The following is a 14,167-nucleotide window of genomic DNA, read 5'->3' as shown; positions in this document are numbered from 1 at the left end:
CTTCCGGTTTTTTTTTTATCCTAAACAGGCGCTTTACTTCTTCCAAAAGATACTGAAAATTTAACTATCAGAACCTTAATTTAATTTCATAACAGCACAACATTTATTATGTGGGTTTCAATTGATTTTGTAAATTAGCCAACACTATTTTGTTAAAACATTAAAATATTATGGATTTAAACTTCAATAAAAACGAAGATCACAATAAATTACTACTTTCTGAACTAAAACAAAAATTTGCTAAAGTAAAATTAGGAGGAGGCGAAAAACGTATTGAAAAACTACATGCTGAAGGTAAAATGACCGCACGCGAACGTATTGATTACTTGTTAGACGAAAATTCTAAAAGTATTGAAATCGGAGCTTTTGTTGGCGAAGGAATGTATGCCGAACACGGCGGCTGTCCGTCTGGAGGCGTTGTCATTAAAATAGGATACATTAGAGGAAAACAATGCATAGTGGTAGCCAATGATGCTACCGTAAAAGCCGGTGCCTGGTTTCCAATTACCGGAAAGAAAAACCTGCGTGCACAGGAAATTGCCATGGAAAACCGATTGCCAATCATTTATCTGGTAGACAGTGCCGGTGTTTATCTGCCCTTACAAGATGAAATTTTCCCTGACAAAGAACACTTCGGAAGAATCTTTAGAAACAATGCACAAATGAGCAGTATGGGAATCACCCAAATTGCTGCTGTAATGGGCAGCTGTGTTGCTGGAGGTGCTTACTTGCCTATTATGAGCGACGAGGCCTTAATTGTAGACAAAACGGGAAGTATTTTCCTTGCTGGAAGCTATTTGGTTAAAGCAGCCATTGGAGAAACTATCGACAATGAAACTTTAGGTGGTGCCACAACGCACTGCGAAATCTCAGGTGTTACCGATTACAAAGCCAAAGATGATAAAGATGCCCTCGAAAAGATAAAAAACATCGTAGACAAAATCGGTGATTTTGATAAGGCTGGCTATAGCCGTATCAAAGCTGAAAAACCAGCTCTGGAGCCAAAAGATATTTACGGAATCCTGCCAAAAGCACGAAACGAACAATATGATATGATGGAAATCATCAATCGTCTGGTTGATAATTCCGAATTTGAAGCTTACAAAGAAGGCTACGGTCAATCCCTAATTACCGGATATGCCAGAATTGACGGCTGGGCTGTTGGAATTATAGCCAACCAGAGAAAAGTAGTGAAAACTAAAAAAGGAGAAATGCAATTTGGAGGCGTAATTTATTCCGATAGTGCTGATAAAGCCACTCGTTTTATTGCCAACTGCAATCAGAAGAAAATACCTTTAGTTTTTTTACAGGACGTTACCGGTTTTATGGTCGGATCAAAGTCAGAACATGGCGGAATTATAAAAGACGGTGCAAAAATGGTAAATGCGGTAAGCAATTCGGTTGTGCCAAAATTTACCGTTATCGTTGGAAACTCTTACGGTGCCGGAAACTACGCAATGTGCGGAAAAGCATATGATCCAAGATTAATTTTTGCCTGGCCAAGTGCCGAACTTGCGGTTATGGGTGGAACTCAGGCTGCGAAAGTACTAGCTCAAATCGAAGCTTCTTCACTAAAAGCAAAAGGAGAAATCGTAGACGAAGAAAAAGAAACAGAACTGTTCAACAAAATAAAAGCGCGTTATGATGCGCAAACTTCACCTTACTATGCCGCTTCAAGATTGTGGACAGATGCAATTATTGATCCGCTTGACACCCGTACCTGGATTTCTATGGGAATTGAAGCCGCCAACCACGCTCCTATTCAAAAACCCTTTAATTTGGGAGTGATTCAGGTTTAAGTTTTAAGACATTCCCATAAATGCGTTAAATAAAAAGTAAAAAACTTATTTTCAGTTACTTAAAAATAAATATATCATTAAAAATCAGTAACTTTAGTGAGTAATTTTTAATCACGTAATATCATGGAAAATGTAAAAAGCTTAAATAAATGGGCCAATTCGCACACTTATTTACCTGTAGATTTAGTACGTATTGTATTGGGTGTTTTTTTATTTATGAAAGGAGTTTCATTTGTAACGAATGTTCAGTATCTGCATGATTTAATTTCTCCTATTGATAAATTTGGCGGCGGAATGTTTCTGTTACATTACATCGCACCAGCCCACATGATTGGAGGTATCATGATCGTTTTCGGGCTGCTTACCCGTTGGGCAATAGCTGCTCAATTACCCATCCTTTTTGGGGCCGTTCTGATTAATTTTATGGGACACATGCATTCTGAAAGCTTGATTCTTGCAATTGTAGTTTTATTAGTTTGTGTGTTCTTTTTATTCTATGGAAGCGGAAAACACTCAGCTGACTATTATTTCAAAATGCAACAATAACTTTGTTTTATCCTCAACTGTACCAATTAAAAGTTGAGGATAAAATAATTAGCCCCTTTCCAAACGTTAATTAATCCTTTAAAATTTCTTTAATTGTCTTTTAAGAGTTAAATTCGCGACCATGAATTGGATTCGTAAGGCTGTTGCTTTTATATCACTTTTGATCATCACTTTTTTTGCCATTCAGGCAAACGAGTCTGTTGTTGACAAAAGTGAAAGTAAAAAAACAGACACTACTTTTTCTATCGACTATACCGACTCTTTGGCTTTTATTCAGCCACAAACAGGTTATCATCTGGTAGGGAATATCAAAACCAATCCTTCCGGTTTAATCAAATGGTTTGACTCTTTATTGGTTGCTGTTCCTCAGCATCAGGCCTTAAATACTGCCTCAAACTTTGCCAATCAATTTAGCACTCAGAGCAAAAAGGTTCTTTTAATGCTCTACCCCTTCCATTTTTTCTGGTAGATTACTTTATGAATTTTTAATCGAAAAGATCTTTCTTTTCCCCAATTATTAAGCCGTTTTCAATCTGAAAACTGTTTACTATTTCATATCAATTTATCAAATTTTAAAACAAATGGAAACAAGTGTAACCATAATTGGTATTGTGATCGCCATCATAGTAGCCATTCCTATTTATTTTTCAGCACGTTCAAACGCTGCCAACAAATCTAAAATCCTAAACATAAAAAAGAGATTCAATCCGACACATCCGGAAAACTTTGATCTGACTGAATCTCAAAGCAATAAAACACTAACAATTGATCAGAAGGATAAAAAATTCGTTCTGATGAATTTCAATCCCAATCAGGAAGAATCTACTTATGTTGATTTAAAAAATGTCTCTTCCTGCAAATTAGCACTAACGACCGACGGAAACTCGGATACTATACTAAAAATCGATTTTGAATTTCTGGACAAAGAAACTTCTAAAAAAAATACAATTGCTTTCTATGATTTCGACGATGACCGTATTAAACAAATAAGCGCTTATCAGGATCATATGTTTGCGAAAAAATGGCTTAAAATCATTCAGGATTCTATTTAAATGTTAGTTATTTAATTCACTAAAAGAGGCTCGTTTTGAGCCTCTTTTTTTTTACATGATATTTGTCATTTTATTTTCGGCAGCAGTGCTCTAATTTTGAGTATCCAAAATCCTCTTTTATGAAAATTTCATTAACGCAAAAATACAACGTTCCCGGTCCAAGATATACCAGTTATCCTACGGTTCCTTATTGGAATGAAACTAATTTTAATGAGCAAAAATGGATTACATCATTCCGGAGGGCTTTTGCAGAGAGCAATTCTCAAAACGGAATCAGTTTGTATATTCACCTGCCATTCTGTGAAAGTTTATGTACCTTTTGCGGTTGTAACAAACGAATTACTAAAAATCACAATGTTGAAGAAACTTATATAAAAGCTCTTTTAAAAGAATGGAGTTTATATTGTAATTTACTTCCGGAAAAGCCAATTATAAAAGAGATTCATTTAGGTGGCGGAACTCCAACTTTCTTCTCTGTAAACAATCTGGAACAGCTTATCAATGGTATTTTTAAAAATGCCCGAAAAGCCGAAAACCACGAATTTAGTTTTGAAGGCCATCCGAACAATACCACCTACGAACAGCTTAAAAAATTGTATGATTTAGGTTTTCGAAGGGTAAGTTTTGGTGTTCAGGATTATGCAGAAAAAGTTCAAAAAGCGATTCATAGAATTCAGCCTTTTCACAATGTGGCAAAAGTGACCTTTTGGGCCAAAGAAATAGGATATACTTCAATTGGTCATGATATTATATTTGGTCTGCCTTTTCAAACAGTAGAAAATGTTATTGATACCGTTGAAAAAACGAACTCCTTAAAACCGGATCGTCTGGCATTTTACAGTTATGCTCATGTGCCCTGGATCAAAGGCAATGGCCAACGTGGATTTAATGACGAAAACATTCCGAAAGATGCCGAGAAAAGAAAACTATATGAAGTCGGTAAACAATTGCTGGGACAAAATGGCTATCATGAAATTGGAATGGATCATTTTGCCTTCGCTTCTGACAGTTTATACAAGGCAACTCAAAATAAAGAACTACACCGAAACTTTATGGGCTATAGCGCCTCAAAAACACAGCTTATGATAGGCTTAGGGGTTTCCTCTATTAGCGACAGTTGGTATAGTTTTGCTCAAAATACCAAAACTCTCGAAGAATATTACCAGTTGTTGGAATCAGACAAACTACCAATCGTGAAAGGCCATATTCTCGATGATGAAGATCTGATCATCCGAAAACATATTTTAAACTTAACCTGTGAATTTGAAACTTCCTGGGGTAATGAATCTTTATATTTCAAAGAAATTCCAGCGGTTATATCCGATTTAAAAGAAATGGAAAACGATCATTTAATTGTAATTGAAGAAAATAAAATTAAGATTACCGAAGCAGGAAGACCTTTTGTACGTAACATTTGTATGGCCTTCGATCTACATTTAAAAAGAAAATCTCCGGAAACAAACCTGTTTTCTATGACGGTTTAAATTCCTCTGAAAGAGCGTTAACAATAGAAACATGCGGAGTACTGCGAAAGATCGGGATAATTGTTTGCGCCCTTAAAAAGGATAAAAGATAGATCTTAACAAAAAACATTTATCCCCCTTTTCTATGAAGCCCTCTAAGAAATTGTATGATTTTTATTCGAATCACCATGATCTCAGGAGGCTTTTGTCCTTTCAGGTGTAACCAATAATTGCCATCCTCATTCAAACGCTGCACACCATGCTATTACCAGAACTCTTTAAAAGCAAATCCAACTAGATTTCTTCTATTCAGATTATGCAATCTTTTTGCTTAATTCTTAACTTTTGCAACTGATCCCTGATTTCCTTCAATGCTACACAATTTTTCGCATGATCTCAATCTCCTTTTAATGACAATTAGGAGTCGACTGAACAAACAAACTCATATTGGATGGAGAAATGTAAGGAATTCCGAGACCTAGTCCTCTCAGGATAAATAATACTCCGATAATAACAGCAACATAGGGAATTGCTTTTTGAATTTTATTTCGAAATGGAAGTTTAATTAATGAATTTACATACACTACAACCGTCATTAGCGGTACCGTTCCTAAACCGAACAATAGCATATACAGCACTCCTAAACTAGCGCTTTGCATGGCTATAGCTCCAAATAAGGCTACATAAACCATTCCGCAAGGCAAAAAGCCATTCAACAGTCCGATGGTAAAGAGAGATTTGTAGCTCCTGTCTTTAAATTGATTCCCTAAGCTTGACTTTACCCGGGAGATAATTTTATAGACTGGTTTGGAAAAGTTGTATTTAGAAAAGGCCTTTTCTGGAATTAGAACAACGACTATCATCGCCAAACCAATAAAAATGGACATTTTTTGTTGAAGTCCGGCCAAAAAGAATCCTCTTCCTAATAAACCAAAAATAAGTCCAATAGTTGCGTACGCAGTCAATCGGCCTAAATGATAGGTAATAATCTGAGTTACCTTTTTAGCCTCATTTTGTCGGTCCACAGGCAACATCATAGCAATTGGACCGCACATTCCGATACAATGTAAACTGCTGATTAATCCAAATATAAAAGCGGAATACAACATCTTTTTAGTTTTTTTGATACAGCTTGCTTTACTATTGCTAAGTAAAAATGCTGTGCGAATAAAGACAAAATCAACTGAAAAGGAATCTTTTCAATTGATCGGTCTTAAAATATTAATTTACATAGATTACCTCTTTAGACAGGTATTTTTTTCCTCCATACTGCCATTCCATATTGACATCCCAACGTCCTTTCACGAGTTTGTTTTTCGGAATTAACAACGCTGAGTTTGTTAAAGCAATTTGGGTATTAAAATCAAATTTCTTATTTGACGGACGATACAACAGTATGTTACCTTTGACTTTATCGTTTTCAAAAACGGCAGGAAAAACAATTTCAACTCCATCTTTATGATAGGCAATTGAAGGTTTTTGCTGTAAATCCTGAGCGTTTTGAATACGTGCCATTTCTTCCTGAAAATGTGAATCATGCTTATAGTATTCTTCGACAACCAAATCATTGTCGTATTTACTATTCGATTGTACTTCAAAAACAAAATATAAAATAAAACTCATAAACAATGCAAATGCAATGACAATTCCGGTACCCCAATTTATTTTCATAATTGTATTTTTTAATTAAAACTTCGCGGACCTAAAAAGTTAGTCGTAGTGGTTTCCAGCAGCTCTTTGCCGTTATAAACCCCTATTTTAACTTTCGTTTTATCGCTCTCCAGAAGTACTTCATCAATTTCTATGAACAGTGTTCCTTGCGAAATACCTTCTTTAACTATTTTAAAATGCGTTTTTCCCACATTTTTAATTTCACCTTTTTGATCGATTAGCTCAAAATGAATATCATTATAATCTTTCATTGTCTTATTGACAATTTTGTAGGTATACACATTACTTATTTTATCTCCTTTGTGCTGAAAAAGCTGTCCTGGTAAACGCAGAACAATAGCCTGAACATCGGTTCTTAAAAACAACATTCCCACAAATACACTCAACAGAATAAACAAAACGGCTGTATATCCTTTCATTCTTGTGGTGAACTTAAAAGGAGCTTTTTTCTCGATCTCGTCTTCAGACGCGTAACGAATAAGTCCTTTAGGTAAACCAACATTTTCCATGATGGAGTCACATTCATCAATACAGGCTGTACAGTTTGTACATTCCAGCTGTGTTCCGTTTCTAATGTCGATACCCATCGGACAAACGTGTACGCATTGATGACAATCGATACAATCTCCTTTTCCGGTTAAGGCTCTGTCTTCTTTTTTACTGAATTTGGCTCGGCCTTCTTCCTTTTCTCCACGTACAAAATCATACGCCACATTGATTGACTTATTGTCCAGCAGTACTCCCTGCAAACGCCCGTAAGGACAAGCAATGATACATACCTGCTCACGGAACCAGACAAACACAAAATAGAAGACTCCCGTAAAAATAAGCAACGCGATAAAATTACTGGCTTGCTGAATTGGTCCTTGCTCTACCATCAGAAAAAGCTCGTCACTTCCTACCAAATAGGCTAAAAACACATTGGCAATTCCGAAAGAAATTAAGAAAAAGAGAGTCCATTTAATACCTCTTTTTCGGATTTTCTCCGCGTTCCATTCCTGTTTTGCGAGACGCATTTGTGCACCGCGGTCTCCATCGATCCAATATTCAATTCGCCTGAAGACCATCTCAAGAAAAATAGTCTGCGGACAAATCCATCCGCAAAAAATCCTTCCAAAAACGACTGTAAATAAGATGATAAATACAACACCAACCAACATTGAGATCACGAAGAGATAAAAATCCTGTGGCCAGAATGGAAACCCGAATATATTGAAACGTCGTTCCATAATGTTGAACATCATAAATTGGTTTCCATTTATTTTTATAAACGGATTCGCAATTAAAATCGCCAACAAAACATAGCTGACTATTTTCCGATATTCATAAAACTTACCAGACGGTTTTTTAGGAAAAATAAACTTTCTCTTACCGCCTTCATCAATGGTTCCAATGGTATCTCTAAAAGCTTCGTCTGGTAAATTTGACATGGTATTATTTTTTAACTTCTGTACTATCTTTTGTTTTATCTACTGTGTCGCCTTTTTTAGGAGCGCTCTTATCTACCCAAACTTCTCCTTCCGGTTCTTTTGGATCTTTTGGGTTACTGCCTTGTAAAGACAAAATGTAACTCGCTACTTTTTGAATTTCCTTTGGCTTCATCCCATTGGTTTTCCAGGAAACCATTCCTTTTCCGTCACGTCCTCCATTGGTAATCGTATGGAAAATTTCTTTAATCCCGCCTCCTAAAATCCAGTGATCATCCGTCAGGTTTGGTCCAATTTGACCACCACCGTCTGCTCTGTGACAGGCTGCACAATTGGTCATGAAGATCTCCTTACCGGCTGCTAAACTTGCGTCATCGGTTAATAAGACAACTGTTTTTTCATCCATCAAATCAGGAGCTGTTTTAAGATATTCCTCAACATCTATTTTGGCCTGAGCCATTTCTTTTCTCAACTCAGTTTCCTGATCGTCTCCTCCAAAAATATCGTAACGAGCTACATAGATCACACCAAATATGATACAGATGTAGAATAGATATACCCACCAAGGCGGTAAATTGTTATCTAACTCTTTGATACCATCATAATCATGATCCATCAACAAATCGCCTTCTCTTTCAATGGGTTCTGTTTGTGTTAGTTTATGCATCAACTCTTTGTACCAGGTACTTTCGGTCAGACTTAAACTCTTTTCATGATCAGCTTTTGCTTTTTCTTCCGGTGACATTAATTGGTACATTACCCTATTAACTGCACTCAACGTTATTTCGATTGCAATCAGAATAAACAGAAAAACAAAGAGAAAAATGGAAACCATTGGATACTTGATAAAAGCCGGCCTGTCACCGGAATCTATAAAATATTCCATGAGAGCAAAGACAATGAAAAAAATCAATGGCACTCTTACATATACTGGGAAAAATCTTTTCATTTTTATTTATCTTTTGAAATTATAATAAGCCCTTCATCCAAAGGTATCGCACTCATCTCCTCTATTTTTTCTTTCTTATAGGAGAACACCCAAAAACCCAGGCCTACAAAGAAGAAAAAGAATATCAGTAGGGAAAGTATCGGGTAAATCTCTATACCCGAAATGTTCTCCATATTGTGTTTTATTTGCTCAAACATAATGCTGTTATTTAGATGGTTGCTTTACTTTGATATCGGTTCCAAGTCTTTGTATGTAAGCAATTAAAGCTACAATTTCTCTCTCATTCATCGGAATGAATTTTTCACCTTTAGCAATTGCTTTTTTCTTACTGTCCTCATAACTTTTTACGTAGTCAGGATCGTTCTCCAGACTTTTTTCAATTGTCATTGCCTGCGCTCTTAATGTTTTAGTAGCATTTGCGATTTCTTCTTCGGTATAAGGGACACCCAGTGAAACCATTGCCTTCATTTTCTTCTGAGTCAGGGAAACATCCATCGCTTCGTTATCAAAAAGCCATTTGTAACCCGGCATAATTGAACCTGCTGAAGTACTTTGCGGATTCCACATATGGTTGAAATGCCAGTTGTCATTATATTTTCCACCTACTCTCAACAAATCGGGACCCGTACGTTTTGATCCCCATAAAAATGGATGATCGTATACAAACTCTCCTGCTTTTGATTGTGGTCCGTAACGCTCTACTTCACTTCTGAAAGGACGAACAGATTGAGAGTGACATCCCACACAACCTTCTCTGATATACAAATCACGTCCTTCAAGTTCTAAAGGTGTATATGGTTTCACACTTGAGATGGTCGGGATATTAGATTTGACCATAATAGTGGGTACAATCTGAATAACACCTCCGATTAAAATAGCGATTGTAGCCAAAATGGTTAACTGAATTGGTTTTCTCTCCAACCAGGTATGGAATTTCTCTCCATTAAGTCTTCCACTACTAATTCTTTGTAAAGCCGGAGCTTGTGCCAATTCGTCTTCGATAGTCTGACCCGCTTTTACGGTCATGATAATATTGTACACCAATGTCAGCATTCCAATTAAATACAAACTACCTCCAATGGCTCTCATCCAATACATTGGCATAATAGCAGTAACCGTTTCAAGGAAATTACCATAAACTAAAGTTCCATCCGGATTAAATTGTTTCCACATTGACGCTTGTTGAAAACCTGCTACATACAATGGAATTGTGTAAATAATGATACCTAAAGTTCCTATCCAAAAGTGAAAGTTGGCCAATTTTTTAGAAAACAAATCCGATTTGGTCATTCTCGGAATCAACCAATAAATAATACCAAATGACATGAAACCATTCCAGGCTAAAGCCCCTACGTGTACGTGTGCAACGATCCAGTCTGTATAGTGCGCGATAGCATTTACATTTTTTAAAGAAAGCATTGGTCCTTCAAATGTTGCCATTCCGTAACCGGTAATTGCTACTACAAAGAATTTTAAAACCGGTTCTTCACGAACTTTATCCCACGCTCCTCTTAATGTTAGAAGTCCGTTGATCATACCACCCCAAGACGGTGCAATAAGCATTACTGAAAATGCAACTCCTAAATTTTGTGCCCAGTTTGGCAAAGCCGAATACAATAAGTGGTGTGGACCTGCCCAGATATAAATAAAAATCAGCGACCAGAAATGGATAATTGATAATCTATAAGAATATACCGGACGATTCGCTACTTTTGGAACAAAGTAATACATCAGTCCTAAAAACGGCGTTGTAAGGAAAAATGCAACCGCATTGTGACCATACCACCACTGAACTAAAGCATCCTGAACCCCTGCGTAAACGGAGTAACTTTTGAAAGCCGAAACCGGAATCTCAATATTATTGAAAATGTGCAACACTGCTACTGTAACAAATGTGGCCAGATAAAACCAAATGGCTACATATAAATGGCGTTCTCTACGACGCAGCATGGTACCAATCATATTAATTCCCATTACTACCCAAATAAGTGCAATCGCAATATCTATTGGCCATTCTAATTCAGCATATTCTTTTGAAGAAGTATACCCTAAAGGCAAGGTGATTGCTGCGGCGACAATGATAAGCTGCCAGCCCCAAAAATGCAGATTACTTAAAAAGTCGCTGAACATTCTGGCTTTTAGCAAACGCTGTAGCGAATAATACATCCCTGCAAAAAAAGCATTTCCAACGAAGGCAAAAATCACCGCATTGGTGTGCAAAGGCCGTAGTCGACCATAACTAAGCCAGGAGATCCCATCGGTTATGTTGGGAAAAAGGTACATCACCGCAAGGGTAAGCCCGACTAACATCCCCACTACTCCAAATAAGATAGTAGCGTAAATGAACTTTTTAACAATTTTGTTGTCGTAATAAAACTGTTCCATTTCCATAATTATACTTGTTTTTCTTTTATTGATGAATTGTTCTTTTGGCTGGTAATTTTGGTCTCATCATCAAAAAGCATTCTGACTGAGGGTGTATAATCGTCATCGTATTGTCCTGATTTGACAGCTACGATAAAAGCAACAAAGAATCCAATTGCCACGAAAATACTTACTGAAATTAATAGATAAATAACACTCATACCTTACGTTTTATACTAACAAAATTACTTGGTTATTGACTGGTAAAATATGATAATTATCATAGGCGAAGTCCTATGTTAAAAATATAAAAAATAACTTCAGAATTATTTATAACGATTTTAAATTACTGTTACTGAAATAGTTAGACATAATCGTAACAAAACTCACAATCGTAATTGTGCTTAAAGGCATGATAATAGCCGCAACCAATGGCAACAGATTTCCTGTAATTGCGAAGGAAAGTCCGACAACATTATACAGCAGTGACAAGACAAAACTCATTTTAATAATTGCAATCGACTTGTGTGATAATTTTAAAAAATAATTTAGTCTCGAAAACTCACTTGCATCCAATATAGCATCGCAGGCAGGAGAGAAAACATTGACATTTTCAGAGATCGAAATTCCAACATTACTTTGCGCCAAAGCACCTGCATCGTTTAAACCGTCTCCAACCATCATCACATTACAACCTTCGTCTTGCAATTTTTTGATAAATTCTAACTTTTGCTCCGGCTTCTGATTAAAAATCAGTTCTGTGTTTTTAGGCAAAATGGCTTGCAAAGTAGCGCGTTCTCCATCATTATCTCCCGAAAGCACCTTTATTTGATACTCACGACTCAATGTTGAAAAAAGTGTTTCTAATCCATCCCTATATTTATTCTGGAATGTAAATTTTCCATAATAAGTACCATCGATTCTAATATGAAGACCCGTTTTTTCAATTTCAGACAGTTCCGTTACAGGACTATCAACAAAGGCTGCAGATCCAATTTTGATTGTAACATTCTCTGTAGAAGCCTGAATTCCTTTTCCGGTAATTTCCTGAAAATCATTAATTTTTATTCTATCTGAATCCGGCAGGAAATCATACAACATTCGGCTCAAAGGGTGATTAGAAGCACGAAGCACATTTTTAATAAGTATATAATTTTCTTCAGAGAGAGAATTTCCCTCATACACAATATTCGATTTCTTATTCGTGGTGATCGTTCCGGTTTTGTCAAAAACAATCGTATCCACTTTTGCCAGCTGCTCAATTACTAACGCATTTTTGAGATACATTTTTTGCTTGCCCATGATGCGCAGTATATTACCAAACGTAAAAGGTGCAGTAAGTGCCAATGCACATGGACAGGCGACAATCAAGACCGCAGTAAAGACATTAAAAGCGGTATTGGCATCAATAAAAATCCAATAACCAAAGCCTGCAAAAGCAATTAATAATAACAATGGTGTAAAATATCTACTAATTGCATCCGTTATTGTCTTATGCTTTTGAAACACTTTTTTCTGGAAAATTTCATTGCTCCATAATTGTGTCAGATAACTTTGTGACACCGAATGCAACACTTCCATTTCGATCACTTTACCAATATGTTTCCCTCCCGCAAAAACTTTATCTCCTGATTTCTTAGTGATCGGAACCGCTTCTCCCGTTACAAAACTATAATCGATCTCTGCCTTTTCACTAATCAGAATTCCATCAACAGGAATAAGCTCCTGATTTCGAATGAGCAATCTGTTTCCTTTTAAAACATCATAAACAGGAATACTTTCTTCTGAAGTATCTGAATTAATTCTGGTCACAGCAATTGGAAAATAGGATTTGAAGTCTCTTTCGAAACTTAAAAAGCTATAGGTTTTAATCTGAAACATCTTTCCTAACAACATGAAAAAAACCAGCCCTGTCAAGCTATCAAAGAAACCTGATCCGTAATTCATGACGATATCAAAAGTACTTCGAACAAACATTACAATAATTCCCAACGCAATTGGAATATCGATATTCAGCATTCCCGATTTGATACTTTTGTAAGCAGAAACATAATAACCACTTGCCGAATACAAAAAGCTGGGCAAAGCCAAAATAAAAATCAGGATTCTGAAAAAGGGTTTGTAATTGTCCAGCCAGAATTCTTTTATTTCAAAATATTCCGGAAACGACAATAACATAATGTTTCCGAAGCAAAAAAAGGCAACACCTAATTTATACGTTAAGCTTCTATCGACATTATTTTTACCCGTTTCATAATTTTCCAGACTGATATAAGGTTCATAGCCTATAGAACTAAGCATATAAACGATAGTTTTCAAAGAAACGGTATCTGAATTAAAAGTAATCCGAACCCTTTTCTCCGGAAAGTTCACCTGAGAGAGGCTTATCCCGGGCTGCATTTTGTTTAAATTCTCCAAAATCCAAATACAAGAACTGCAATGAATATAGGGAATATTTAAAGAAACAATAGCCGTATTTCCTTCCTGAAATTCTAATACTTTCGAAAGAATAGCCTCATTGTCTAAAAAGTCATATTTACCTGTGATATCCTGTGGAGTAGCGCCGGGTGCATTTTCAAAATCATAATAACCGGTTAAATCATGAAGACTAAAAATTTCGTAAACCGTTTTACATCCGGCACAGCAAAATTTCTTTTCATCAAAATTGATTACTTCATTTTTAGGAATCGTAAGTCCGCAATGAAAACAACTTTGTTCACTCATAATTTGTTTTTTTTTGATACCACAAATATTCAAAATAAGAGGCGACTTTAAATATGACATTTATCATACTACAACGAAATCCGTTTCTAATTTAATGAAATAAATCCTTCAAACAGTGATGTCAGATTTTTTTGTTTTTTTTCAGCCCAAACACTAGCTGCGAAAGCGAATA

General features: G+C 36.2%; 13 protein-coding genes. 5 read left to right on the top strand and 8 right to left on the bottom strand.

From position 1 onward, the window contains the following. Nucleotides 1–170: 170 nt before the first annotated feature. The 5 genes from M4I44_RS12905 (at nucleotide 171) to hemN (ending at nucleotide 4,881) form a co-directional block, all read left to right on the top strand. On the top strand, nucleotides 171–1,799 hold the full coding sequence (locus M4I44_RS12905; protein ID WP_017498343.1) for an acyl-CoA carboxylase subunit beta: 1,629 nt from the start codon (nucleotides 171–173) through the stop codon (nucleotides 1,797–1,799). Nucleotides 1,800–1,922: 123 nt separating this feature from the next. Beyond that, entirely contained in the window at nucleotides 1,923–2,345 is a 423-nt protein-coding gene (locus tag M4I44_RS12900) for a DoxX family protein (RefSeq protein ID WP_017498342.1), read from the top strand. A 121-nt stretch (nucleotides 2,346–2,466) separates the two neighbouring features. After that, the gene (locus M4I44_RS12895) at nucleotides 2,467–2,814 is read left to right on the top strand and encodes a hypothetical protein (RefSeq protein WP_249964933.1); all 348 of its coding nucleotides are present in this window, start codon (nucleotides 2,467–2,469) and stop codon (nucleotides 2,812–2,814) included. A gap of 112 nt (nucleotides 2,815–2,926) precedes the next feature. Continuing rightward, nucleotides 2,927–3,397, top strand: coding sequence for a hypothetical protein (locus M4I44_RS12890; protein WP_249964932.1), 471 nt, complete (start codon nucleotides 2,927–2,929; stop codon nucleotides 3,395–3,397). Nucleotides 3,398–3,516: 119 nt separating this feature from the next. After that, nucleotides 3,517–4,881, top strand: a complete 1,365-nt coding sequence (gene hemN, locus M4I44_RS12885) for an oxygen-independent coproporphyrinogen III oxidase (RefSeq protein ID WP_249964931.1) — start codon at nucleotides 3,517–3,519, stop codon at nucleotides 4,879–4,881. A gap of 386 nt (nucleotides 4,882–5,267) precedes the next feature. Here the strand turns inward: hemN and M4I44_RS12880 are convergent, their stop codons facing one another. The 8 genes from M4I44_RS12880 to M4I44_RS12845 form a co-directional block, all read right to left on the bottom strand. Next, nucleotides 5,268–5,969, bottom strand: coding sequence for a sulfite exporter TauE/SafE family protein (locus tag M4I44_RS12880; protein WP_089078445.1), 702 nt, complete (start codon nucleotides 5,967–5,969; stop codon nucleotides 5,268–5,270). A 112-nt stretch (nucleotides 5,970–6,081) separates the two neighbouring features. After that, nucleotides 6,082–6,531, bottom strand: coding sequence for a FixH family protein (locus tag M4I44_RS12875; protein WP_070906714.1), 450 nt, complete (start codon nucleotides 6,529–6,531; stop codon nucleotides 6,082–6,084). Between the two features lie 11 nt (nucleotides 6,532–6,542). Next, on the bottom strand, nucleotides 6,543–7,961 hold the full coding sequence (ccoG, locus tag M4I44_RS12870) for a cytochrome c oxidase accessory protein CcoG (protein WP_249964930.1): 1,419 nt from the start codon (nucleotides 7,959–7,961) through the stop codon (nucleotides 6,543–6,545). Nucleotides 7,962–7,965: 4 nt separating this feature from the next. After that, the gene (locus M4I44_RS12865) at nucleotides 7,966–8,907 is read right to left on the bottom strand and encodes a cbb3-type cytochrome c oxidase N-terminal domain-containing protein (RefSeq protein ID WP_249964929.1); all 942 of its coding nucleotides are present in this window, start codon (nucleotides 8,905–8,907) and stop codon (nucleotides 7,966–7,968) included. Between the two features lie 2 nt (nucleotides 8,908–8,909). Next, nucleotides 8,910–9,104, bottom strand: coding sequence for a CcoQ/FixQ family Cbb3-type cytochrome c oxidase assembly chaperone (locus M4I44_RS12860; protein ID WP_026110175.1), 195 nt, complete (start codon nucleotides 9,102–9,104; stop codon nucleotides 8,910–8,912). Nucleotides 9,105–9,111: 7 nt separating this feature from the next. Continuing rightward, nucleotides 9,112–11,298 carry a cytochrome-c oxidase, cbb3-type subunit I gene (gene ccoN / locus M4I44_RS12855; protein ID WP_017498332.1) on the bottom strand — a complete coding sequence of 729 codons (2,187 nt, stop codon included), beginning with the start codon at nucleotides 11,296–11,298 and terminating at the stop codon, nucleotides 9,112–9,114. Nucleotides 11,299–11,300: 2 nt separating this feature from the next. After that, the gene (ccoS, locus tag M4I44_RS12850; protein ID WP_017498331.1) at nucleotides 11,301–11,492 is read right to left on the bottom strand and encodes a cbb3-type cytochrome oxidase assembly protein CcoS; all 192 of its coding nucleotides are present in this window, start codon (nucleotides 11,490–11,492) and stop codon (nucleotides 11,301–11,303) included. A gap of 109 nt (nucleotides 11,493–11,601) precedes the next feature. Then, complete coding sequence (locus tag M4I44_RS12845) at nucleotides 11,602–13,995, bottom strand: heavy metal translocating P-type ATPase metal-binding domain-containing protein (protein WP_249964928.1); 2,394 nt, start codon at nucleotides 13,993–13,995, stop codon at nucleotides 11,602–11,604. Between the last annotated feature and the right edge of the window lie 172 nt (nucleotides 13,996–14,167).

It is taken from the genome of Flavobacterium sp. B183, assembly GCF_023539155.1.
In the GTDB taxonomy this organism is placed as follows: Bacteria; Bacteroidota; Bacteroidia; order Flavobacteriales; family Flavobacteriaceae; genus Flavobacterium; species Flavobacterium tructae.
This window is presented reverse-complemented; position numbering and strand designations above follow the sequence as displayed.